This is a genomic window from Bradyrhizobium algeriense, assembly GCF_003062295.1.
GTDB classification, from domain to species: domain Bacteria; phylum Pseudomonadota; class Alphaproteobacteria; order Rhizobiales; family Xanthobacteraceae; genus Bradyrhizobium; species Bradyrhizobium algeriense.
The window spans coordinates 296006-320002 of record NZ_PYCN01000005.1; the positions used below are offsets into that span (position 1 = coordinate 296006).

22 protein-coding genes and 3 pseudogenes are annotated in these 23997 nt (G+C 60.4%); 11 read left to right on the forward strand and 14 right to left on the reverse strand.

The window, feature by feature from the left end:
* Positions 1–334 precede the first annotated feature (334 nt).
* Positions 335–1270 carry an O-fucosyltransferase family protein gene (locus C7G61_RS14300; RefSeq protein WP_145963613.1) on the reverse strand — a complete coding sequence of 312 codons (936 nt, stop codon included), beginning with the start codon at positions 1268–1270 and terminating at the stop codon, positions 335–337.
* Between the two features lie 362 nt (positions 1271–1632).
* Between C7G61_RS14300 and C7G61_RS14305 the strand changes: the two genes are divergently transcribed.
* A complete protein-coding gene (locus C7G61_RS14305; protein WP_108514985.1) occupies positions 1633–2325 on the forward strand; it encodes a PEPxxWA-CTERM sorting domain-containing protein in 693 nt (230 codons plus the stop codon).
* Positions 2326–2475: 150 nt separating this feature from the next.
* Here C7G61_RS14305 and gspG read toward each other — a convergent pair whose 3' ends face one another.
* Complete coding sequence (gspG, locus tag C7G61_RS14310; RefSeq protein ID WP_202975775.1) at positions 2476–2904, reverse strand: type II secretion system major pseudopilin GspG; 429 nt, start codon at positions 2902–2904, stop codon at positions 2476–2478.
* Positions 2905–3259: 355 nt separating this feature from the next.
* Here gspG and C7G61_RS14315 point away from each other — a divergent pair, with 355 nt between their 5' ends.
* From C7G61_RS14315 to C7G61_RS44620, 6 genes are all read left to right on the forward strand, one after another.
* Positions 3260–6361 (forward strand): efflux RND transporter permease subunit, encoded by a 3102-nt coding sequence (locus C7G61_RS14315; RefSeq protein WP_108515103.1) that lies wholly within the window; start codon positions 3260–3262, stop codon positions 6359–6361.
* Positions 6362–6660: 299 nt separating this feature from the next.
* Positions 6661–7071, forward strand: a complete 411-nt coding sequence (locus C7G61_RS14320; RefSeq protein ID WP_145963614.1) for a hypothetical protein — start codon at positions 6661–6663, stop codon at positions 7069–7071.
* Between the two features lie 268 nt (positions 7072–7339).
* Positions 7340–8323, forward strand: coding sequence for a glycosyltransferase family 2 protein (locus C7G61_RS14325; protein ID WP_108514989.1), 984 nt, complete (start codon positions 7340–7342; stop codon positions 8321–8323).
* Between the two features lie 26 nt (positions 8324–8349).
* Positions 8350–8844, forward strand: coding sequence for a hypothetical protein (locus C7G61_RS14330; protein ID WP_108514991.1), 495 nt, complete (start codon positions 8350–8352; stop codon positions 8842–8844).
* Positions 8845–8893: 49 nt separating this feature from the next.
* On the forward strand, positions 8894–10432 hold the full coding sequence (locus tag C7G61_RS14335; protein ID WP_108514993.1) for a hypothetical protein: 1539 nt from the start codon (positions 8894–8896) through the stop codon (positions 10430–10432).
* 282 nt (positions 10433–10714) lie between these two features.
* Positions 10715–10864 carry a hypothetical protein gene (locus tag C7G61_RS44620; RefSeq protein WP_190241812.1) on the forward strand — a complete coding sequence of 50 codons (150 nt, stop codon included), beginning with the start codon at positions 10715–10717 and terminating at the stop codon, positions 10862–10864.
* 161 nt (positions 10865–11025) lie between these two features.
* Here the strand turns inward: C7G61_RS44620 and C7G61_RS14340 are convergent, their stop codons facing one another.
* The gene (locus C7G61_RS14340) at positions 11026–11331 is read right to left on the reverse strand and encodes a hypothetical protein (RefSeq protein ID WP_108514995.1); all 306 of its coding nucleotides are present in this window, start codon (positions 11329–11331) and stop codon (positions 11026–11028) included.
* A 61-nt stretch (positions 11332–11392) separates the two neighbouring features.
* Positions 11393–11635 (reverse strand): annotated as a pseudogene (locus C7G61_RS47205) (PilZ domain-containing protein); the annotation flags it as partial.
* A 233-nt stretch (positions 11636–11868) separates the two neighbouring features.
* Between C7G61_RS47205 and C7G61_RS14350 the strand changes: the two are divergent.
* A complete protein-coding gene (locus C7G61_RS14350) occupies positions 11869–12276 on the forward strand; it encodes a VanZ family protein (RefSeq protein WP_108514997.1) in 408 nt (135 codons plus the stop codon).
* Positions 12277–12822: 546 nt separating this feature from the next.
* Here C7G61_RS14350 and C7G61_RS14355 read toward each other — a convergent pair.
* Positions 12823–13149 (reverse strand): H-NS histone family protein, encoded by a 327-nt coding sequence (locus C7G61_RS14355; protein WP_108514999.1) that lies wholly within the window; start codon positions 13147–13149, stop codon positions 12823–12825.
* A gap of 886 nt (positions 13150–14035) precedes the next feature.
* Here C7G61_RS14355 and C7G61_RS47385 point away from each other — a divergent pair.
* Positions 14036–14137, forward strand: a pseudogene (locus C7G61_RS47385) (PEPxxWA-CTERM sorting domain-containing protein); the annotation flags it as partial.
* A gap of 59 nt (positions 14138–14196) precedes the next feature.
* Here the strand turns inward: C7G61_RS47385 and C7G61_RS14365 are convergent.
* From C7G61_RS14365 to C7G61_RS14405, 9 genes are all read right to left on the reverse strand, one after another.
* Positions 14197–14817 (reverse strand): prepilin peptidase, encoded by a 621-nt coding sequence (locus C7G61_RS14365; RefSeq protein ID WP_108515003.1) that lies wholly within the window; start codon positions 14815–14817, stop codon positions 14197–14199.
* On the reverse strand, positions 14814–15425 hold the full coding sequence (locus C7G61_RS14370) for a hypothetical protein (RefSeq protein WP_108515005.1): 612 nt from the start codon (positions 15423–15425) through the stop codon (positions 14814–14816). Before C7G61_RS14370 ends, C7G61_RS14365 begins: the two co-directional genes overlap by 4 nt.
* A complete protein-coding gene (gspM, locus tag C7G61_RS14375) occupies positions 15422–16033 on the reverse strand; it encodes a type II secretion system protein GspM (protein ID WP_108515007.1) in 612 nt (203 codons plus the stop codon). Before gspM ends, C7G61_RS14370 begins: the two co-directional genes overlap by 4 nt.
* A complete protein-coding gene (locus C7G61_RS14380; RefSeq protein WP_244608295.1) occupies positions 16030–17139 on the reverse strand; it encodes a PilN domain-containing protein in 1110 nt (369 codons plus the stop codon). The genes gspM and C7G61_RS14380 overlap by 4 nt, the downstream gene beginning before the upstream one ends.
* 328 nt (positions 17140–17467) lie before the next feature.
* Entirely contained in the window at positions 17468–18112 is a 645-nt protein-coding gene (locus C7G61_RS14385) for a prepilin-type N-terminal cleavage/methylation domain-containing protein (protein ID WP_108515011.1), read from the reverse strand.
* On the reverse strand, positions 18109–18531 hold the full coding sequence (locus C7G61_RS14390; RefSeq protein ID WP_190241814.1) for a type II secretion system protein: 423 nt from the start codon (positions 18529–18531) through the stop codon (positions 18109–18111). Before C7G61_RS14390 ends, C7G61_RS14385 begins: the two co-directional genes overlap by 4 nt.
* 20 nt (positions 18532–18551) lie before the next feature.
* Positions 18552–18992 carry a GspH/FimT family pseudopilin gene (locus C7G61_RS14395; protein WP_108515015.1) on the reverse strand — a complete coding sequence of 147 codons (441 nt, stop codon included), beginning with the start codon at positions 18990–18992 and terminating at the stop codon, positions 18552–18554.
* Positions 18989–20254 (reverse strand): type II secretion system F family protein, encoded by a 1266-nt coding sequence (locus tag C7G61_RS14400; RefSeq protein WP_108515017.1) that lies wholly within the window; start codon positions 20252–20254, stop codon positions 18989–18991. Before C7G61_RS14400 ends, C7G61_RS14395 begins: the two co-directional genes overlap by 4 nt.
* 16 nt (positions 20255–20270) lie before the next feature.
* A complete protein-coding gene (locus C7G61_RS14405) occupies positions 20271–22052 on the reverse strand; it encodes a GspE/PulE family protein (RefSeq protein WP_108515019.1) in 1782 nt (593 codons plus the stop codon).
* Between the two features lie 260 nt (positions 22053–22312).
* Between C7G61_RS14405 and C7G61_RS14410 the strand changes: the two genes are divergently transcribed.
* Both C7G61_RS14410 and C7G61_RS14420 read left to right on the forward strand, forming a co-directional pair.
* Positions 22313–23116 (forward strand): type II secretion system protein GspK, encoded by an 804-nt coding sequence (locus tag C7G61_RS14410; RefSeq protein WP_145963615.1) that lies wholly within the window; start codon positions 22313–22315, stop codon positions 23114–23116.
* Positions 23117–23882: 766 nt separating this feature from the next.
* Positions 23883–23997: pseudogene (locus tag C7G61_RS14420) on the forward strand (IS110 family transposase); the annotation flags it as partial.

The window sequence follows — 23997 nt, forward strand, 5'->3', positions numbered from 1 at the left end:
TGACGATCGCGCCTTTCAGCTATACGCGGCCTGCGGCCGGTTAGCGTTTCTCTACATGATCGCCAATGCTTGCTGTCCAGCGCAGCCATTGCAAGATCATGGCCGTCGCCCCCAAAACTAATCTCGCCGATCGAAATTGGCCGTGGAGATCGCACAACCTGATTTGAATATAGCGGCTCGCCGCTCGCACCGTCTAAATAGCGTGAAACTTCATCATTTGGCGGCCCCAACTGCGGTATCGATACGAAATCTGTGGAATTGATTAACGCGCCGCGCCAACCGCGAGTTAATTGATTTAAAGCTCAATATCTTCGTTCCTGCATGCGAGTCGTCGCTAACCGCAATATTTGTGGACGATCATCCTGCGCATCAGCCCGAAATGTACCTTGGCGCTTTTCCATGCGGTCCATCTTGCGGCTGCAGCCTTGAGGCGCCCGGCTTCGATCGCGGAGATCGGACCGAAGTCACTTCGATGTGCGAAGATGTCTGAATAGCGGTTATGCCAGGCGCCAGCGCTAACGTTGTGAAATCGATAACGAGGATCGCCGAGTGGAAGAAGATCCACGTCAGGCCGCGCACGCGGGTCCAACAAGCCGGCCAGCGGCACGTGGATGGCTTCCGCATTCGAAAGCAGGGCGGCAAGCCACGAAAAGCTGCTTACGGAAATCGCGAGGTGGCGGGCCCTGCGCATGGTTTGAAAATCGTCGAATACGGACGCGCCGCCGACGAACTCAGCCTCGGGAAACTTGCTTGCCAAAGCTTCAATGTAGGGCGAAGGGCTAATTTCGCCTATAAACACCGGCCGCAACTTCGTTTCTGAGACGAGGTATTCATAATAGCTGATCGGGATCGGTCCGTAGCTATCGTGAGAGGGCGCAGAAACATCGCCGGCCCGGATATGCGTCAGAATGCAATCATCTCCGATTGGAACGCCCTCGCCCTGCCTCAACGGAAATATGTTACGGTATTGGTCGATATTGCCGTAATTACCTACTCTCTGAACGACGCCATCCAGCTCGAGCGTGACCGGCCGATAGCGGTCGATCATCGCGGAAAGATAGCTGACCCGGGTCAAACTTGATCCGATCGACAAATTTGATCTCGGCCCTGCCCCATCCGGGCCGGCATCCAATCCCCACTCCGGCATGTGATAACCGCGCACGACCACGTCTGTCCCGCACGACGCCTGGATCTCGCGGGCCAACATGAATTGAGCCATCTGGTTGGCCAATCGTCCGGCCGGATGTACCCGAATAAGCGATTGATTCAATTCAGAAACCTGACGACCTTTGGATTGCAGCGGGTACCGGTGTCGAAGTAACCTCCATTGACCCTCCCTGCAATCCGAACGTTTCGCATGCGACCGCAAATCTGTCATGAGTATTTCTTCAACCTCCCATTTGTCAGGTCGAGATTTCTCGCTTCTTTCACCCGGCTCACAGGGAATTCGGCATTACTCTCAATTAAATAGCTCGAATTAAATATTGAGGGTCGGGAATTTAAAATATTTATTTTGTTAATTCCGACATTGCGCCGCAAAATTAGCGTTGACTCAAACCATTTTCTTTAATATCCGATTAATGGTTGCGTGCCTCACCTGTGGCTTGCGGAATTCGGAATTGGAGGATTGCTATGAAGAAATTGATTACCTCGGCACTGGCCGGCGCGGTGTTATTTGGACTTTCAAGCATCCCGGCGTCGGCGGCTTTTCTGACCGGAGTGTTCGACGTCACCGTATGGAACGGCACTCCTAACCTTGTTGATTCGAACAATGTTGCAAATGCGGTTCCGTCGGGGACCGCCGATGCTCACTTCACCTATACTGGACCGCTTAATTGGGTGGACAATTCGCCGCAAAACACTACCCCGGCCGGCAATCTTGCTTCGAACTTCCTGACTTTGGCGAATATCTCCGGCTACTCCTCACCCAATTCGTCGATCGCGACGGTGGCAGACTTCGGCAACACGAGTCTGAGCATCGCGGGTGACGGCTATGTCACGTTCTTCAAGATCACGGGCATCTATTACGGTCCTGGTGGAACGATCACCCATGATGACGGCGCGACACTGTTCATCAACGGCAGCCTTCGGGTCAGCAGCCCCGCGGAAACACAGGCGATTACCCAAGGCTTCACAAATCCGCTTGGCGAAGCTCCGGCTCCTTTCGAACTCTGGTATGTGTCAGCCAATGGCGCTCCGTCGGTCCTCCAGGTTACCGCGGTGCCTGAGCCGGCTACTTGGGCCATGATGATCTTGGGCTTCTTCGGCGTAGGCTTCGTGGCGTATCGCAACAAGCAGAACCGGGAAGCCGTGCGCTTGGCCTGATTTTCCAAGCCACTGCTCTTCGAACTTCAGAGCCTAACAAGCCCCGTCAATTTTATTGACGGGGCTTTTTTGCAGCACTGTGTAAATCTTCCAAGCGCGAAGCTGCTCGGCTGCCGAAAGCCCTGATCGATGCTTGAAATGGTCTACAGGCTAGCTTCCAGAACTACGGAATGACGATGACTGGACCGCCGACACGGAGGTTGCCTTGCCGGTCGCGCCTAGCGAATAAACCTCATATTGGCCATCGGAGATGGCGTACTGATACGGCCGCCCCCAGGGGTCGAGCAGGTTCTTCGCCTTCTTCAGATAAGGCCCGTTCCAGCGCGGCGCCTCCGGCGGCGCCTCGACCAGGGCTTTCAACCCAGCGCCGGCGCTCGGATAGCCACCGTTCTCCATATAATAGAGCTCAAGCGCGGTCCCGATATTCTCGATCTGCAGCTGCACCGATTGGGTCTTGGCCTTGCCGAAATAACCCATCAGCTGCGGCGTCGCGACCGCTGTCAGAACCGCCAGAATACCCATCACGACAAGCAATTCGAGCAGCGTATAGCCCGCATTTTTACGGTCTCGGGACCGCAAGGCCCCACCCCCGAACAGCTTTCCGGCACGATGTCTCGCCCTGTCCAGTATCTTGACCAACATCCTGATCGCCCCTGAATTCATCTTCGTGAATTTCCGCAAGCGATACTGTCGTCCGCCGGTGTCCAAAGGGTTTACGAATGGAACTCGCTCGAGAAACGGTCAACGTCAGGTAACGGATATCGGGAAAGCTCGGTATAATTGCTGAAGGGCTTATTGAGGGCCCGCCGCCATCTGGTAAATGCCAACTTAAACTGACGCCCCGGGGGCTATCATTTAATCCAGTGGTCCGGCAGGTTCGACTGGAGCATTGCATTTCGGCGCCCGCGCAGTCGGCGCCATGGACAAGATTCGCATGGCCTCGATTTCCGAGCCGTTCATCCGCCGGCCGGTCGGCACCACGCTGCTGGCGGTCGGGCTCTTTCTGGTTGGCATGGTCGCCTATGTGTTCCTGCCGGTCTCGGCGGTGCCCAATGTCGACTTCCCGATGATCCGGGTGTTCGCCAACCGCCCCGGTGCGGATCCCGCCGTGATGGCGGCAACGGTCGCAGCACCTTTGGAGCGCCGGCTCGGCCAGATCGCGGGCATCGAGCAGATCACCTCGACCAGTTCGCTCGGCACCACCAGCATTCAGTTGCAATTTGCGATCGGGCGCAACATCGACCGCGCCGCACGCGACGTGCAAGCCGCGATCAATGCGTCGCTGGCGGACCTGCCGAGCGACCTGCCGTCGCTGCCACGATTCCGCAAGACCAATCCCTCGGCGACGCCGATGTTCGCGCTGGCGCTGACGTCGAAGACGCTGACGACCAGTGCGATGTACGACGTCGCCGACACCGTGATCGCGCAGCGCATCTCGCAGGTGCCGGGCGTCGGCGAAGTTTCCGTCTCGGGCGCCGACCAGCCGGCGGTGCGGATCGCGCTGAATCCTGTAGCGCTGTCGAATGCGGGGATCGCCACCGACGACGTGCGGCTCGCCATCATCAACGCCAATCCGCTGGGACCGGTCGGTATCTTCGACGGCGGCCGCCAGAGCGAGACGATTTCGACCAACAAGCAGATGCGCACTGCGGCCGAATTCCGCGACATCATCATCAAGAGCTCCGCCGGCAATTTCGTCCGCCTGGACGACGTCGCCGAGATCGAGGATTCCGTCCGCAACCACCGCTCGATCGCCTGGTTCAACAAGCAACCGGCGGTGCTGATCCAGATCACCAAGCAGGGCGACGCCAACGTGATCGAGACCGTCGATCGCGTGAAGGCCTTGCTGCCGGAACTCAAACGATGGCTGCCCGCCGGCCTCGAAATTTCAACACTGGTCGACCGCACCAACACCATCCGCGCCAGCGTGCTCGACATGCAGTACACGCTGCTGGCGACCGCCTTCCTGGTCATGATGGTGGTGTTTTTCTTCCTGCGGCGGCTGACGCCAACCATTGCTGCCGGCGTTTCGGTGCCGCTGGCGCTGGCCGGCACCTGCGCCGGCATGTGGCTCGCCGGCTTCTCGATCGACAATCTGTCGCTGATGGCGCTTGCGATCTCGGTCGGATTCGTGGTCGACGACGCCATCGTCATGATCGAGAACATGCACCGCAACCTCGAACACGGCATGGCGCCCTATCCGGCGGCACTCGAAGGCGCCAAACAGATCGGCTTTACCGTGCTGTCGATCAGCCTGTCGCTGATCGCGGCCTTCACGCCGCTGATCTTCATGGACGGGATCGTCGGCCGGCTGTTGCGCGAATTCTCGCTCACGCTGACCTTTGCCGTCGTGGCGTCGACCGTGGTCTCGCTCACGGTCACGCCGATGATCTGCGCGCACTACATCAAGGAGGCGACCTCCGACCGCGCGACCCGGTTCGATCGCCTGGTCGAGGGGACGCTCTCGCGCATCGTCGGCTTCTACGCCTGGACGCTGCGTGCGGTGCTCGGGTTCCCGTTCCTGGCCCTGATCGTATTCTTTGCAACCGTCGCGCTGACGGTGGTGCTCTATATCAAGATCCCGAAAGGCTATTTTCCGATCGACGACAGCGGCCTCATCGTCGGTGCTTCGCAAAGTTCATCGGACACTTCGTTCCAGTCCATGACCAGATTTCAGCAACAGCTCGAGGACGCCATTGAATCGGACGACGCCGTCGCTGGGGTCGGATCGATCCTTGGCAGCATGACGGCAAACCGGGGGCTCTTCTTCATCAGCCTCAAGCCGCCGCAAGAGAGAGCCGGACTGACCACCCAGCTCGTAATCGACCGCTTGCGTAAGAAGCTCGAAACAATGCCGGGCGTACGGCTCTACATGTTTGCTGCCCAGGATGTTCGTGCCGGCGGGCGTCAAAGTAACTCCGTTTACCAATACACGGTTTCCAGTGTCGACGTCGACCTGCTCAAGAAATGGGCCCCCGTGGTCGCCAAGCGCATGGAAACGGTCGAGGGCATCACCGACATTTCCACCGACCGCGATGCCGCCGGGCTGCAGCTCACGCTGATGATCGACCGCAAGGCCGCCGCCACGCTTGGCGTCCGCGTCAAGGACATCGACGACGCCTTGAACAACGCGTTCGCGCAACGGCAAATCTCGATCGTCTATACCCAGCGCAACCAATATATGGTGGTGCTCGAGATCGACCCGAAATTCCAGAGCGACCCCTCCAACCTCGAGCGCATCTTCGTGGTCGGCGCCAACGACGCGCAGGTGCCGCTATCGGCCGTGGTGCGCTATGACCGCGGTTTGGCATCGCTGGCGATCAATCACACCCAGTCGATCCCATCGGCGACGGTGTCGTTCAACCTCGTTCCCAATGTGCCGCTGGAGGCCGCGATCTCGAATATCCAGCGCGCCGTCGAGGAACTGCATATGCCGGAAGGCATCCGCGGCAGTTTCGATGGCAATGCCGGCGATTTCAACAAGACCAGCGGACGGCAGCCGCTGCTGATCCTGGGCGCGCTGGTGGCGATGTATATCGTGCTCGGCGTGCTCTATGAGAGTCTCGCACACCCGATCACGATCATCTCGACGCTGCCGTCGGCAGGGCTCGGCGCGCTGCTGGCGCTGCAGGTGACCAATACGCCGCTGACGGTGATCGCCTTCGTCGGCATCATCCTCCTGATCGGCATCGTCAAGAAGAACGGCATCATGATGGTCGATTTCGCGCTCGATGCCGAGCGCCACCGCGGGCTATCGTCGGCGGACGCGATTTTCGAGGCGTGCCGTGCCCGCTTCCGGCCGATCCTGATGACGACAATGGCCGCCTTGTTTGCCGGCATTCCGCTGGTCATTGCCACCGGCCCCGGCACCGAGCTGCGCCGGCCGCTCGGCATCACCATCATCGGCGGATTGTTCGTGTCGCAGATCCTGACGCTGTACACCACGCCGGTGATCTATCTCCTGATCGACCGCTTAAGGCGACGGCTGGAGGAAGGTCGGCATAGCCGACGTACTTTCGAAGGCAGTCCATCGTGAGAGCAGCTATCTAGCTCTCTTGGAGCAATCCGGTGTTCGAAACTAGTATGGTTTCAATGGGGGTTCTCAATCGGTCGCTCCTGTCCCTGGGGCGCGGGCCCCCGGGTTCATGACGATCCTTAGCTTCGCCTGCGCTGGCTTTTGGCCTATCGTTGTTGTCGCAATACGTTTACCGTGGCCTGATTATCAGGCTCGTCAGAGAGACGCGGCGGTCTTTTGTTTGGTGGCTTGGTATAAGGTCGCGCAACAAGCCGATTGCGCGCGTGCAATCCCGGCAGATCCCGAAGCACGAGGCGACCATGATTTACCGACCGATATCCGTTCTGCTTGCGGTAGCGATTATCGCTCTATCTGGAACTGCTTCCAAGGCCGATGCGCCCAAGGAAGTAAGAACTGAAAAGAACAAAACCGTCGTACTCGGGAATTTGCTAAGCGCGCCCAACAATTGCGGCACAAATCCTGGACCGGTTCCCGTGCCAAAACTTCGCGAGAAGCCATCACATGGCGCCGTTGGCCTGCAAATTGTGACGGCCGACGTTGCGGCGATCAACGCTTGCCCAGCCCGGAAGATGCCGTCTATTGCCCTATTCTACACACCTGACAAAGATTTCGTAGGCAAGGATTCTGTCCAAGTCGAATTCGAAACAAGCGATACCAAGACACCCGGCCTGAGCTTTTTGATTACCGTCCGAGCAGCCGACGAAAAGTAGCGACGAAATATCGTTCCACGACCTGGCAGTCCAGCGACGTCCCGCAACTTTGGTCATTTAACGCTACTTGGTCCCCCTGATTCGCTCGGAGTGTGCCAGGTTGCGCGTACAAGCCTCGCTGGCAGCACAGTATCTGCAAAGCAAATGCAACGGCCGGCCCTCCGTTAGCCTAACGCGTTAAACAAGGGTGAAGATCGCAGATGCCTTTTCTTTTCTAATCTGCAAGACTAATGATCGCCAATTGCCTTGAACCAACTGGTCTCCCATCGTGAAATTGCTCGTTGTTATCGTTAATTACCGCGTCACCCATCTAGCGATTGATTGCCTGCACTCGGTCGCTAAGGAAATCGCCAGCGTCCCCGATACCCATGTCGCGATCTGCGAAAACGGGTCGGGAGATGATTCCGCCAAGATCATCCAACGGGCGATCGACGACAATGGCTGGTCATCCTGGTGCACCCTCACGGCGCTCGACGTAAACCTCGGATTTACCGGCGGCAACAATGCGATCCTGCGCCCCGCGCTGCAATCGCCGAACAAGCCGCAATATTTTCTGTTGCTCAATTCCGATACGATCGTCCGGCCAAACGCATTTAAGGCGCTCGTCGACTTCATGGATAACAATCCGAAAGTCGGCATTGCCGGCAGCCGCCTCGAAGACCCAGATGGCACGCCACAACGGTCCGCGTTCCGCTTTCAGTCACCGCTCGGGGAACTTGAAGGCAGTTTGAAAATTGGACCGGTCAGCAAATTGCTAAGCCGCTGGATCGTGGCTCCTCCTGTGGTCGATCATGCGTTCGAAACTGATTGGGTTGCGGGCGCCAGCATGATCATCCGGCGCGAGACGGTGGAAGCGACGGGATTGCTCGACGAAGGCTATTTCACCTATTTCGACGACATCGACTATTGCTTCAACGCCAAAAAGCGGGGATGGCCGAGCTGGTACGTTCCGGCAAGCCGCGTGGTCCACCTCGTCGGTCAGTCGACCGGCGTGAACAGTAAGCCGAAGCGGTTGCCATCCTATCTCCTGGAAGCGCGCAGGCGACACTTCCTGAAGAACTATGGCGCGTTCTACGCCGCCATGGTCGACATTTGCAGAATCGTGGGCCTCTCGCTTTGGCGATTGCGGGTTCTTCTCACCGGAAAGGAAGACACCACACCTCCGCAGCACCTTTCCGATTCAGTTCGGCACAGCGTATTTTTGAAGGGCTTCAAGGTGACCGACGTCAAGAATCCGGCCTTGACCTCCTGATTTTCAAACCCGCTCCGGTATCATTTATGTCCACCGATGAAGAGATTGATCGAAGCCTGGTAGAATTTGCTCAGAAGATTGCGGCGATACCGAAAAGAATTGCTGAAGAGGGCCCTTCTGCCGGATCGTCTGCAGTTGCCGCCCCCGCGGTTTCGTCCGCCGCATCCGGGACCGGCAGCGACAGCCTGCCTCCCCCGCTTCCAGCCGGCAAGCAGCCCGATCCGGACATTCAGCCAGCCCTGACTACCGGTACGGGCAGCAAACAGGTCCGTAAACCGGATGAAATCGCAGGCCTCATCATGAAGTCGCTACGCCTCATCGAGGGTTGCCCCCATAGCGGATTTGTCGTTACGGTCTACGGGTCAAATCCGTGGAACGCCATGCTGACAATACGGCCGGAAGCCGGTCCCCGCATTGATCGGGAGCTCTGGTGTTCCCGGGTGCATGACATCGGCGTGCGGCTCCGAAACGACTTCGATGTGGCTGATCGATCAACCATCTCGACAAACGGTTCGACATAGTCGCTCTGTTCTAAGGGAGGTCTGCGGAGAGCACGTCGGTATCCAGGATATGGCAATCAACTCAGCCAACAATACCTCGCCTTCCGGACTTGATCCGTTAGCCCAGCCATTCCGCCTGCTGGGAATCGATCCTGGCGCAACGGCCTCGGAGATGGATGCCGCGATCGCGCGCGCACAAGAGAGGCGGATCGCGCCGGAGACGAGCCTGGCGGAGGCCTGTGCAAATCTCCTGGACCCGGTCCGGCGCCTGCCGAGCGAGCTCTCCTATCCCCTCGACGGCACGCCCGATCGCGTCGAACTCTTTTTCACCGAGCTATCTGCCGACGCTTCCGACGAAGACATACTGCAAGCGTCGGCTCAGCTTGCACCGATCTCGAAGGCCAATTTCATTGCACGTTACGCAGCTCGCCGCGGCGCGTCGAGCGAACTGCTCCTGGCCTTGATTGACGCGCACAATTCCATCGACGTCATGGAAATCTATCAGGCCCTGCAGGCGCTTCGGCAACGAGCCGGTTGGCCCCCGCCCTCTTTGGCGAACGTAAGGGACGGCTTGAACGATCTGCTTAACGCCCATTGCGTGGCCGTGATCGAGGCCTACGATCCGGTTGGAAGCGCCGCAGAGCCGCTGCTGGAATCCACTCACCAGATCCTCGCAACGCGTGACCGGCCGCTCATCCAAACGCATTCTCTCCTGCTGGCAGTCTACCGGCGCGCCATTGGGGAGGTGCGCTCCAAAGCTGAACAGCAAGTCGAAGATGCCTGCCAATCGCTGAAACAACGACCGGACGATCCATCCTCGATTGAGGGATTAGCCGACGCGCTGCACCGCTGGGCCTTCCTCTGCGAGCCCCTGCTAGTGCTGGACGCGCAGGACGGGGTCAGCGATCCGGCGATGAACGTCACCTCCGATCGCATATTTGGCCTGCTCGGCGATCTGAGCAACCAGCACCATTACCTCAGGGCGCAGCAGGTCCTGGATCACGCGCTCGACGCTTTCGGATCAATTCCGGATACGGCGGCGCGGCTCGCCGAAGTCGGAGAAATACTGCGCGATATGCAGCGCGCCGCGTCGAAGGCTATCGAACCAGACCGGGATCTCACGGTACCCGAAGGAAGCAGCCGCTTCCGTCACGTCAAAAAGGGCATGCTCGCGGCTGCCGCGCTGCTGGCCATGCTTGGCCTTCTGGGTGCGTATTGGACCTTCGACTTTGGAGCGGCGTCCTCCGTCGCCTCGACACCTAATCCACCTCAGCCGAAAACGGAGCCGGAGCCGGAGCTGCTTCCTCCGGTCGGCAACGGCCAACGCTTTTCGCGAGAATATGTTCGTTACTGTCATTTTCAGGGAGAGCGGCTGCGCGTGGTCAAGCAACAGGTCCGGGGGCCCGAAGACATCCGCGCCTTTAACACACTTGCAAATGACTACAATTCACGCTGCTCCGATTTCTTCTATCAGGACGAAGACCTCCGGCTTGTGAAGGAAGAAGTTATCGCCAAGCGAAAGCTTCTCGAAGCCGACGCCGAGCGCATCCTTTCGACCTGGCCATGGCACAAGAGCGCCGGCGGGGCACCGGCGGCATCGTCCAGATAAGCAGTTTGGAATGAGCCGCGCGTTAGGGTTGATCGTTCAGCATCTGTTCAGCGATCCTACTGCCTTCTGCGAGACGGCGGCGACGGTTCAGCCATCTAGGATTGGCAGAGCATCACGCAAGCGCCAGAACGAAGTTCCTGATTTAACGTTTTGCGCGGGTATCAAGCTTAACGCGCGAGTTGCGTTGCGAACGACGCGCAGGAAACTATGGTTGTTTTTGAGTTACCGTATTCGGCCAAATTGATTGTATGAACTGTGGGGTATTACGTGAAACGCCAGCGCTTGAACAAACCAAAAAATATCAGGGAATTGCCGACCGAGAAATCACTGAGCCACCGTTACGCGGAAGTGGTGAGGCTGCGCCAGGCCGTATTCCGGACCCAGGCCGCGCTACGGGCGCCGGCCGCTGTCAACCGGCTCGTCTCGAAGTAACATCATGCGTTCACGCGTTACCAGGTTCACCTATCTGTTTGCCATTGCCGCAGCCATGGTCGGCTGGTCGTGGCTGCTTCTGCATAGCCTCGCCTGGGCGTTTGACTTCTAGTCTGGGCGCCCGCAGACGGGCGGCATCGCCGCCCGATCACATCCTGCGCTCAATCGCAGATCCTGACCGCTCTTTGCCGCCAACCCCTGCCGGTCCATACCCTACGCAGCGCATAGCAGGCGGCATCGCGGCGGTAAGCCCATGGACCGTACTCGGCATACTCGCCATAGCCGAACGGAAAATCATAGCCATCGTCAAATGGATGACCGTAGAGGCGCGCGTAGCCATACCCGCCCGCATAGGCAAACCCGCGAAATCCCGGAGCAACGACAAACGCGCCGCCTGCCGCTGCGATCTCAGGGGCGATCACAAGCGCCAGGGAAAGCGCCAACAGCGCTGAATGTGCCTTACGCATATTCCGGTGTCCTCGCACTACCCCGCGGACTGGAATGTTGTGACGGAGCCGCGGCCAGATGGTCGATGAACTCGGCGTCGAACTCGCATCCGATGCGCCATACCAGCCGGCACAGGCGCGGGCGCCCGCCTGCACGAATCAGCGTGAACTCCTCAGGCGCATCGAGATTTTCAGCGATAATCCGCACACCGCCATCAGATATGTCCGTGATCGTGTATTCGCGCGGCAGAGAGCCGGCCCCAAACTGAATCTTGGCCGCCCCGTGACAGGAGCGACGTTCGCTCTTTCGCCGATCCGCAAACACCCGACCCACCCATCCCTTTTTGCCTGGTTGATTTTGTCTTTCGGCAATCTTATCAAAAATCCGTTGGACTTCGCCTAAGCGATCGGCCCGCAATCGATAGTTTCCCTTATTGGAAAGTTTACTCCCGACGCTTGCGGGAAATGCCCAACAAGTCCCCCGCCATGTCGGGTCTGAGGTAAGGTTAAGGATCCTATTGCCTCGAAAGAAGTTCTGGACCAGTGCAAAACCCCAAGATGAAGAGACGTATCACCCATCTTGCCATTGCTGCGGCATGGATCGCGGTCATCTCGATCGCCTATGCCACGCTGACGCATGTCGGCTTTATTTATTCGATCTATTTCAAGCTCTCGCCGTTTCTGATGCAGCCAGCCATGCGGACCTACGCTCATTTTGAACACGTTATCGCGTTTGCGATCCTCGGTGCCCTCTTTGGCTTCGCCTATCCTCGACGCCTGATACTTGTTTGCTGCATCGTGTTCGGTGCCGCGACGCTACTGGAGATCTTGCAGACCGTGACGCCGGACCGGCATGGCACATTGATCGATGCGCTGGAGAAGATAGCCGGTGGAGCCGCTGGAATCATGTCCGCCAGGACAATCCAGTACTTCAGAGAGAGAAGAAGAAGAATCAGCGCTGACTAATTCTCGCAAAAGTGACGCCAGTCGATGTCTTCGCCCGCGGATACTTCGTCGCGTCCTACCTGTACCGTAATCCGCAATTTTGCTCACGACACTCTCTCAGCCTGTCATCGCATGCTTGAATGCATGTCCCCGCGCCGTTGCAGGCGAGGCGACAAGCCGTGGCATTATCAGAACAAATTCGGCAATAGCTCTGCGCAAGAATAACCCGGCCATTGTCGATCTTAAATCGACTGGAGTTGTTATCGGCCAACGTGACTCCGTCCATCGACACTAGGGCGAGCGCCGCAATCATGAATCTCATTTCAGCCTCGTAGGATCGTAGAGAAGATATCGGCCCGTTAGGCTAACAAATCCGCTAAAACTTCGAAACGTGAGAATCTCTGACGGCCACGATGATCTTGGGCTTCGCTGGCGTCGGCTTCTTGGCTTACCGTCGGAAAGCAGGCGGGGCCTGTCCAGCGCATGGCCCAAGTTTTCAGACATCCGACACCAAAGGCCGTCTCCCGGGCCGCCCTTGGTTAGTGGACAGGTGGCCCTGCGACGAAGCTATTCCGCGGCCATCTCAATCCTAAAATCGTCCACCTTCTTCCCCGACCTTAGTTGCTCCGCAAGCCACCGTGGCTGCCTGCCGCGTCCAGCCCACGTTTCCGAAGGATCATCGGGATTGCGATATTTCGGGAAGACGGGCGGGTACCCCCGGCGCTCCGACTTGGCAATTCGTCTTTCAAGAGTCGGCTTGGCTTTGAGCCGCTTCAAACGCCCTTCAAGAACATCTTTCTCTGCCGCCATTTTTACGGCCAACGCCTCGCCAACCGCCAGATGCAGCTTCCACAGATCGTCGACGGACATTCGCTCAAGTTCGCCCAGCTTCATGACGGCCCCCAATCATAACCCGATTCTAGCTGCCATCTTCGTTTGACGAACAGTGATTTAAAAGCGCGAGTGTTCCGTATTTCAATATGCTGCACTGCAAAGCAGTAGCGTTATTCGGCAAATTGTTAGGGAATATGAGCTCGCTCGATGCCGCACGCCCGTCGGATTCGGCGTACTCGATCTAATTTCAAAGTCCTCCAAATGAGCGCTGGGGTGGCTCATCGGGTTCACGTGTAACGCGCAGTTATCCCCAACCGAAGATTGACTCGAATTAAAGGAACGTGTTTAAGGAAAATACAACCAATAATAAACGGGGGGAATTATGCGGTTTTCATCGCTTGGTTTAATCGGTCTGGGCACCGCGCTCGCGTTGACCTCTTTTGTTAGCAGCGCCTCGGCCGTCGTCACGTTTGATCAGAATCTGGCGTCTGGCTGGCACCAGGGGACCGGCACCAGCAACGGCCATTTCGCGGTCGACACCGAGGCTGACGGGGTCGAACTCGGATTGCGTGCCTCTATTCGAGGGCCCGGGGGCGGACCGATCACGCCGACAGGAAATCTTTATATTGCGCCGGTAGGCAGCACCCCGCCCGGCAGGGCATTATGGAATTTCGAGTTTTCGGTAAATCCGGGTTCGCTTGTGGATACCCACTCGTTGCTGACGATTACCGGTCCCGGAGGAACATTTGCGGTCGATCCGACGACATATTTTGGAGACAATAAGCCGGATGGCGGATCGTTCTATCAAAACAGCGAAAATTTGGGCTTTTCCATTTTCCCAGGCCTGAATTTCAATCCGAATGCTTCCGGCATCTACACCATCGATCTCAAGCTCTTCGGCGAAAACGATCAGCTGCTGGGCGACGTGTCGATCCAGGTCAACGCCGTGCCCGAGCCGTCGACCTGGGCAATGTTGATTCTTGGCTTCGCCGGCATCGGCTTCATGGCCTATCGCCAGAAATCACGCCTAGCCGTGCTGGCCGCCTGACCTCATCTTCGTCGATAAAGCGAAAGGCCGCCTTCAGGCGGCTTTTCTGTTGCCCGGCTTTAAATCGGCTGCGGTCCCAAAACCCAGATCCACCAAAGCCCAACGGCAAGGTGAGGTCCAAATGAGATGGCCTGCTTGCCGTGCAGGTCATGTCCTTGCGCTCTCAGAATCAGCAGACTGACCAGGGCGGAGACCACCGCGATCAACAGCAGGCCGGGAATTCCTTCCGCGCCGATCCAAAGGGTGCCCGCCGCGACGAACTTGACGTCGCCGAAACCCAGGCCGTCATAGCCCCGCAGCCAGCGATAGCCGGCGCGGAACAGGGACGCGGCGGCAAAGACCAGGGCAGCCTCAAATCCACGCCACCAGAAGTCCGCCGGGCCCCACAGATAGGCCTGTAACGCGCCGCCGGCGGCCAGCGCCAGGACCATGCTGTCCGGAATAATCCCGTAGCGGCCGTCAATGGCGCAAATAGCGGCCAACAGGACGACGAGGTAGCAGCCTGCGATGGCGGGCAGTGCCCAGCCGGGATCGCCTGCAAGGCCGATGGCGAACCAGACCGCGCCGGCTATCAAGGCCCACGCCACAACAACGTATGGCTGCCCTGGCGAGCGCCATGCCAGCGCTTCGCCAAAAAAACGGCTGGTACGGTCACCGGTCTTGCGGAGCGAGCGCATCATCTCCCGCTCGAGTGAAGAGGCACGGTCAGCTTCTCGCTCTGCCCCTCCAGCACGACGTGCTCGGGGGTAACCGCGGCGACGCGCCAGCCATCGATTTGCCCGCTGACCTGAACCCACACGCCGAGCGGACTTTGCGTCGTGACCAGGAACGCCTTCGCCACGCCGTCACTCATGAACACCCCTTTGAGGGTAATCCCTGCGTCCAAGGTCGCTATCGGTTGGGGTGGCGCGGCGACCGGCTCGGCCGCAACAAAACCCTGCCGGTTTCGTGAGAACAGCGGGCGCTGCACGATATTCTCAAAGCCTGCGGCTGCGCGCGCCTCGGAGGCCTTGGCGACCGGCCCACTTCTGCCAAACCAGGTCGGGGCCGTGACCGCCGAAAGCTCAAGCGAGATCGCCGCGCTGAGTGTCATCGCGCCAACCAGTCCGATCCAGGCCGCAAAGCCCAGGATGAGAACGCGCGTCGCAGGCCGCAGCGCCGTCAATTCGCTCCGGCTGGGCAGGTCGGTCCGCCCGAGCATGGCAGCAAGCCTGGCGGCTACGAACTGCCGCGGTGAACCGGCCATGCCCGACAGCCGAAGCTGGACCATTTGCGCCAACGACGTCATGGCATCCGCTCCGCCGGGGCCGATCCAGGGCCGGCTTGCCCGCCGCCCATGACCGCCTCCCTTCCGGAAGGCTGCAGACCGTTGCGGATAGCTCCCTGAACCCTGAGCTCCGCTCTGATCGGACCGTCCTCCCCGTCCGCCAGGCTGCGGAACGAGGCCGAGGGGACGAACAATAGCGGCGTCTGGTTCTCGATCGTGAAGATCATGTCCCTGATGGCCTTCAGCGACCCTTCGAGCTCTACGCTGACGGCAATCATGTGCAATGGCAGGGAGCGCCCGCCCTGCAGCCCGCGGATGGCGAGCAGGTTGACGCCGGCATTCGCCGCCATCGACTTCAGGCTGGCCTGCAGGTCGGCGCTGGCGACGCGCTCTTCACTGCCGGGAAGGAAAGGATCGCCGGACCGCCCGACGCTGCCAGCCGACTTCTTTGCCGCGCGCGTCACGTTCTGGAAATGCGCAAGCTGCGCTGCGTTATCCGAAATGTCTTCGCCCCTCGCGGCAAAGTGCGCCGTGATCGGAGCAAGCAGGAAGATGACGACAAAGAGTATCGCGGCAGCATTGAAAGCCAGGAACGGTGTTCCGCGCGCCAATTTCAGATTCTGAATCATGGCGCGGCCCGGGATCTTGCGGTCGTTGCACGCGCGCCACGCAGCTTGAACACGATGCTGAAGCGATCCTTGCGCTCGTTCGCGTCAGGCGTAATCGCCGAAGTCAGGGTCGCGCCTGAAAACAGCGCAGACTGATCGATGACGCGAACCAGGCGCGCGGCATCCGCAGAAAACCCCGATACCGTCACCGTGCCGTCGGCGATGCGGGTCTCTGTCAGAAAAGTATGTTCGGGCAGAATACGCGACAGCTCATCCCACACGGCAAGGATGCCTGTGTCGGCCTTCATCGCGAACAAGCGCGCCGCGGGATCCAGGCCGTCCCGACCGCTTTGAGCTGATAGCCGGGCCTCAGCAACTGCCGTCTCCAGCGCCGCGGCAACGCTGGCCTGGCGCCATTCGAACACGACCAGGCCAAGCAGGACGGCGCCGAGCGCGGCGGCTGCCAGCAGCCGAACCGCCCGTAACGCCCACGCCGGATCTTCGTCACTGGCGGCGCGGAACGTGATGACAGGAACGGCCTCACCGCCGGCGTCTGCCACCGCCAGACAGTCGACATCCCGCGACACCAGACCGAGCTCCGATAAAGCCGCCTCGGCGCGATCACGCCTGACGATCCAGTGACACATCGGCACGACGCCGTCCGATTCCTGGCCCATAGCGGTAGCGGCATGCCAGATATCCGAAAGCTGGAAGGGCGTTCGCCGCAATATGTCCTGGTCAAGGATCTTGGGCAGGGCACCAAAGGCCGCCTTGGGCACGCTCAACTCGCGCAGAAAGAAAAGCTCACGCGAAATCACCGGTGCCACGGTCGTCGCTTCCCGCGTCACGCCCTGCTCAGTGAGCCACTGTTCGAGTGCGGCCGCGTTGAAAAGCGGTAGTGGAATCCGGACTTCTGCCGGGCCCGTGGCAGACAACAGGCGGCATGTAACGCTGTCGCCATCCCGCCAAAGCGTGACCTGCGGCCTCGCCTCGCCCTCGGCCCATTCGCGCCAGCGCGCGGGAACCGCCTCGCGCAGGCCCGACATCCACCATTGTGCAAAGCCCCTGCCCCACGCCGTGAGGACGTGGAGGCCACCGGCGCGGGCTGGAAGATCGGCGACAGGCATGATCGTCACTTGCGGATCGAGGCATTCGATTCGAACGAGGGAAAGCCTATTTACTAATTCTTTAACAAGAGTAACGAGCCGCCGTTCACCAGCTGCGTGAAATGCCCGGCGTCCCTCAGTCCGTGCTTTAATTGGGTTTGATCACTCGTTTACCGTCTTGTTTGGACGCGACTATTCGAAACTTCGGCGGTACACGGCAGGTCCCAGATACAAAATCGCGAAAACAACCCCATGCAAAGTAGAATGGTCCCCGGCTCGCAGCACCGGGGCCGCTTGCACCCGGGGCCGAGATGGTCTGTCGTCACGGCCCAACTGATCTCATCATGCGCTAGCCTTGGCGGAGCGCCACCACGGTGGCGGGCTCGTTACGCCGCTCGTCCTCAAATTCGATCCGGATCGAGACCAGATCCGGCAGCCGCTCGGCGCGAACCCAATCGGCGCGCCAGGCCGGCTTGACCTTGGCATCGACGGTGCCGAAATACCCAATACGGATTTTACGTACGCCGCTAAGCACCACGACCCGGGTTACGGCTGGTTCGGGATTCTCCTTCGAGCGCGCCCCGTTGAGCGGCACGAAATCAGCGACGATATCGCCACCACTCCGCCGCAAGACGATTCTGTGCGGCCCGCCTCGCAGCGACCGCCCCTCGCTCAACCCCACAAAAGAGATCGCCTCGCCGCGACCGTCGAATCCAGTGGCGTCTTTTGGGCCCGCCCCGTCAAATCGGACCGGGAGCGCCGACCCCACCAGCGCAGCGACGGTCTGGATCGCGGCACTGGTCTCACTCCCGATCTCGCTCGCGCGATCGGCGCCAAATGCCCGCCGTGCCATCGAGAGCCCGCCCGCCAGAAACCCCGTCAGGATCGCCAGGATGGCGAGCGAGAGCAGCAGTTCGATCAGCGTCAGCCCCTGCTCGCCGCGCCGGCGCGCAGCGGTTCGAGCGATCCGCAGGTTGCGTAGTGCCGGTGTCATTGTCGCGCCTCAGGCGCAAGCTTCAACGCCGCGAGCTTGGTCGCGGTGCCGTCCGGCGTCTCAACCGCGATTTCAACCCAGAAGGACCTCAATGCGCCATTTGCCGGCGCCGGTCGGGCGCCTTGCGGCTGGCGTGTGTCGTTGGCGAGACGAAGTTCCGTGACGGTCTGCCGCCATCGGAATTTGTTCGCAACCAGACCTTCCCGGTAGCCCGGCACAAGCGCCTCGGAAATGCCGGCGGCTTCGAGACGCGACTGCGCGACCCTGAGCGCGGTGCGATTGGCCTGCGTGCGCGCATCGGAACGCATCGCCACCACCACGCCGGTCGATATCGCGCCGAGCCCCAGCGCCAGGATGACGAAGGCAACGAGGATTTCGAGCAGCGCAAAACCGCGCTCGCCGTCGCGCCTGATAGTCACTCGCCTGGATCGCGCGCCCATCATTGGATCAGCCGTGGTTCGCCGGTCAGCCAGTTGACGGCGATGCGCGCCGACCGCCCCTCCAGCGTCAGCGCGATCTCGCCGCCGGAGGACTGACCGTCCGGATAGAATCGAATTCCGCCCAAATCGCCGGCTTGCTCGGTCTCGGCAATCACCACCGCAGCCGTCATTCCACGCGGCAGCGCGTGCATGGAATTCGGCAAGCCGAACCGGCCTTTCTCGACGTCGATCCGGAACAGCGTTTCGGCATTGCTCGACATCGCCTGCGCGCGCGCCAGTTGGAGCGTCGCCGTGACGGAACGGGCCGTGACGGCGACACGCGTGGCCACCGCCTTCGGCTTGGCGGACAGCGTGCCGGCAAGGACAAGCCCGATGATCCCGATGACCACCAGCAGTTCAGCCAGCGTGAACCCGGCTGACGATCGTGCGGGGCGTTTCATTGGAACGCGAGATTGTTAATCGACAGCACCGCGCTCATCACATGCATGATGAGCCCCCCGATGCTTCCGCCGATGACCAGCGTCAAAGCCGGCGTCAGCAGGCCGACCATGCGCTCGATGCGCCGCTGCAGATCGGCCTCGATCACGCTGGCCACCTGAATGAGCATGGGGCCGAGCTGACCGGATTCCTCTCCAACGGCGACGAGACGAAGCGATGCCGGCGGCAACAGGCCGTCCCCTTCAAAGGCGCGGTGTAGCGGCGTGCCTTCGGGAACACGCTTGATGGCGCCCTCATAGAGCGCATTCAAGTGCCGGTTGGTGACGAGCGCCCGCGCGGTCTGCATCGCGGACATCAACGGCACCCTTGCGACGAGCAGCGTGCCGAGTGCCCGCGCAAAGCCGCCGGCTTCGCGGCTCCGAATGAGCCCGCCAATCACCGGCGCCGAGCATTTCAAACGATCGGCACCAAGCATGACTTCTGGATTTTGCTTCGCCTTGCCCCACAACAGGAAAACCGCTGCGCCGCAAAGAGCGACCCCCAACAGGACCATCAGCCAATTGTCCTGAACCTCCTCGAAGAAATTCAGGATGCCCGGAAGCGGAAGGCCGGCATCGACGAAGATCGGCGAGATGCTGGGTATCAGCACGAACACAATGACCACGACCGATACCAGCGACATCAGGATCAGGATCATGGGATAGACGAGCGCCGACGCGATCTTGTTGCGGATCTCGAGCCGGCGCGCCAGCAATTCGGCGATCTGCTTGAGGACCTGCCCGGTAACGCCTCCGGCTTCGCCGGCAGCCAGAATGGCCCGGTAGTCCGATGGAAACACGTCCGGTCGTTGCGCCATCGCTTCCGAAAGCTGCAGTCCGGCAAGCACGTCCTTGAGAAGGCCGTTGGCGAGACGCGCGGTTTTCGGCGCGGCGCCCGGCCCTGCGATGATCCGGAACGCGGCATCGAGCGTCAGCCCCGAATTGGTCAGCGAAGCCAGCTCAACCGTGAAGGCCGTCAGTTCCTTCAGGCTGAAGCGATTCGATTGAACGAGCTCGCGTTTCCAGACCGACATTTCCGCTTCGCGCGCCGGAGCGGATGGCTGGCCCGAACGTCCCGCCGTCCGGTCGGCCACACCGTAGGTTTCGAACGGCGTCAGCCCCGAGCCGTAGAGCGCGTCGACGGCCGCGTCGAGACCTTCGGCAACGATCGTCCCTACGGTGACCGCGCCTCGTTCCGTGTATGCCTTGTAGTGAAAAATTGCCAAGGGCTCGGTGCTCCCTTTAGGACGCGCGGGTGACGCGAAGGACTTCTTCGAGTGAAGTCTCGCCGGCCCCGACTTTCATCAGGCCATCCTCGTAGAGCGTGTGAAAGCCTGCTTCGCGCGCAAGCTGCTCGACCGTGCGCTGGTCCTGGCTTCTTCGTCCGATTGCCTCGCGGACGCTGTCATCGATGACCAGCAGTTCCGATATCGTCGTGCGGCCGCTATAGCCGGTGTTGCCGCACGCCTCGCAGCCAACCGGCTCCCGGCTGTGCGACCAATCCATTCGCGGATTGCCCGCGATCGCCATCTTCAGCTTGCCATGCGCCCGCTCACCGTCGCTGTGCGGTCGCGCGCAGGCGGGGCAAAGCTTTCTGACCAGACGCTGCGCCATCACGCCCGCGATCGTCGAGGCGAGAAGGTAGCGTTCCAGCCCGATGTCGATCAGGCGCGTGATCGCGGCAATCGCGCTGTTGGTGTGCAAGGTCGAGAACACCAGATGGCCGGTCAGCGCCGCCTGGATGGCGATGCGCGCGGTTTCGAGATCGCGGATTTCGCCGATCATGACGATGTCCGGATCCTGGCGCAGGATCGAGCGAAGCGCCGTAGGGAAATCGAGACCGATCTGCGGCTGGACCTGGATCTGGTTGATCCCGGAAAGCTGATACTCGATCGGATCTTCCACGGTGAACAGCTTCAGTTCGGGCCGATTGAGATCCTTCAAAGCAGTGTAGAGCGTCGTCGTCTTTCCGCTGCCGGTCGGGCCGGTGACCAGAATGATGCCGTTCGGAAGCGCCATCAGGCGCTGGAGGCATGCTTGCGTTTTGCCGTCGAGCCCAAGCTTGGTGAAGTCCAGCTCCACCCGGGTCCGGTCGAGGATTCTCATCACGACGCTTTCGCCGAACACCGTCGGCAAGGTCGAGACACGGATGTCGATCTCGACGCCGCGCACCACGGTCTTGATGCGGCCATCCTGCGGCAATCGCCGCTCGGCGATGTCGAGCTTGGCCATGATCTTCACGCGCGTCGTCAGCGCGGGCCGCAGCGTCGCGGGCACGAGGCGCTCCTGCTGCAAAAATCCGTCGACACGGAATCGAACGGCGACGGCATCGCGTCCGGGCTCGATGTGCACGTCGGACGCGCCACGTTCGACGGCCCTCGCAATGATCTGGTTCACCAGCCGGATGACCGGCGCTTCGTTGGCGATATCGCGCAGGCGCTCGACGTCGAATTCGCTGCCGTCATTGCCCGATATCGCGAGGTCGTCGGTTTCCTCAGGCTGCGTCTCGGACGCCGCGTCCTGATACAGCGTCCGCAAGGCGCGCTCGATTTCCGCCGGAGCGATCACGGCGAGATCGACGCGTACGTCGAGCATGTAGCTGATGGCTTTTGCGGACTCGTCGACAAAGGGATCCGCGGTTGCGATCAACAGGCGCCTGCCGTCGAACGAGATCGGCAGGATCCGATTGGTCTTGAGGAAAGAGAACTGCAACCGATCCGCCAGAACGGGCCGGGCCGGGAGATCCACAGGTTCGATCAGCGGCAGACCGCAATAGGTCGCGTAGGCCAGACAGAGGTCGGCCTCGGAAATCAGACCGAGCTTGACCAGCACGAGATCGAAACGCTCGGAAGCCGCTTCGGCGGCCCGCCGGGCCCGGCCGACGGCGGCGGGATCGACCAGGTCCTTGCCGATCAGAAGGTCGGAAAACGCCTGCGCGAAGCCGGCGTCCCTTGGCCTCGGCAATTCCGTTCCCCGGCCTGGCGGCACGGCCGGGCGCAACAATTGCTGGATATCGAATGACATTCGCGCGCTCGGCGGTGGGGTCTGCGTCGGCGCGATTCTAGGGGGTTTTGATTAACACAAGCTGTTTGACGCTTTGTTTGCCATTCCTGCGTAAATATCGGGGGAGACGCGAGATCAGGCCGCCTGGTCGGCCCAGCAAGGCTCCTGACGTGGCAAACCGGCCAAAGGCTCGATCGAACCGATTTCCCGTCCCCCACCGGCCGGACTGCCCTTCTTTGCCCCGCTCCAGCGCCAGACAATCGGGCTTCGCATTGGTCGCCGTGATCTGGACTTTGGGCCTGATTACGCTGCTTGGAATGGCTGTCATCGTCGGCGCGCGTTACCGCACCAAGACATCCTCGAACTACGCCTCGGTGACCGCCGCCGAGATGGCGGCAGAGAGCGCCGTCAACCTGGCGATCGCCACGGCACTGACTGCTGCGCCCGAACAAACCGTTAATTTTCCGTTACGGTGCCGATTGCCGGGCGGCGAGCGCGCCACGATCACGGTCGAGGAAGAGACCGGAAAAATCGACCTCAACACGGCAAGCCCAATCGCGTTGACGCGCTTCTTCATCGCGCTCACCGGCGATCAGTCGAAAGGCACGCGCGTCGCCGCGCAGATCATCGAGTTCCGCAAACCGAAGGCACCGAGCACACCGGCCGCAGGGCCTGCCGAGGCACGCTTCACCACCGTGATGCAACTGGATCAGCTCGACGGCATGTCGCCGCGGTTGTTTCGGACAGCCCTTCGCCATGTCACGGTTCGCTCCGGACGGCCGGAGCCCGACATGGAAGCCGCCTCTCCCGCCATGCTTAGACTGCTCAATATCGCGCCGAGGCAGACGGCCGCCAAGCGAGGGCTTCCCACGGGCGGCAGCATGACCATCCGTGCAGATATCAGCGCCTCGGACGGCACGCGCTTCATCCGCGAGGCGCTGGTCTCGCTGGAAGCCGGAAACGGGCGTCCTTTCGTGATCCGGGAATGGCGCCGCGGAGACATCGATTCATCGAGCGCGCGGCAGGAAAGCCCCCAAGGCGCGGCGCGCGCGTGCCTGCGCGTTCGCGACGCGGCGGCAAGCTGACCTTCCTTCTCAAAGCTGCGGCTAGGGTGCGTACTCATCAAGTCGGTTGCTGCGAGTCGGCCACCTGATGTCTGCTTCTCCCCCAACAGCGGCGCGGGAGCGGACATCGCGGCACTTCGCCTTCGTGCCAAAACCGGAAATCAACAGGACGATGCCAAGGTCATGGCAGCTTGTCGGCGGCCATAGCCTGATGCACTTTTTCGCTTTGCGTTGATTGCGGCGCTTCAAACCCGATTCACTGTCCCGGCCAAAGCGCCAAAAAACGATCCGCCGGAGAAACACATAATAAGCATTATTAGATTCATCGTTACGGAGACAACAAGCTTGTCTTGAACAAAATGAAGTACGATCCACCCCAGCAGCATGCAAATTAGCCCGCAGCCTGCCGGCCAAAACGCACGCCGCCGAACTGCGAGCCACTGCGCCGGGCCAAGCAGCTTAGAGTTCCGTGATAGAGTCCAGGATCGGCGAAACGATACCTCGAAACTCAAGGCTACCACGATCAGACACGCAGTGACGAAGTAACCGGACATTACCCTTGGCCCCAACCGTTACCATCTCGAAGGACACCGGCGAGACAGAAGGACACCGGCGAGACAATAGCGTAGATTGATTGCCTCAACCTTAAGGAGATAGCGAACAATTAGCTGTATCGGACCACTATTCCAAACTCATCAGCGAAGTCCGCTAATGGAATGGTCCGGCCGTGCTCCGGCCCTGCCAGTACGAGAAACTGGCAAGGGGCGCTCAAGACGAGGAGCACGCCATGTCTCAGAAACTCAACGCAGCGATCGCCGTGATCGGCATCGATATCGGCAAGAACTCGTTCCACCTCGTGGGTCATGATGACCGCGGCGCCATCGTGCTGCGGCAGAGGTGGT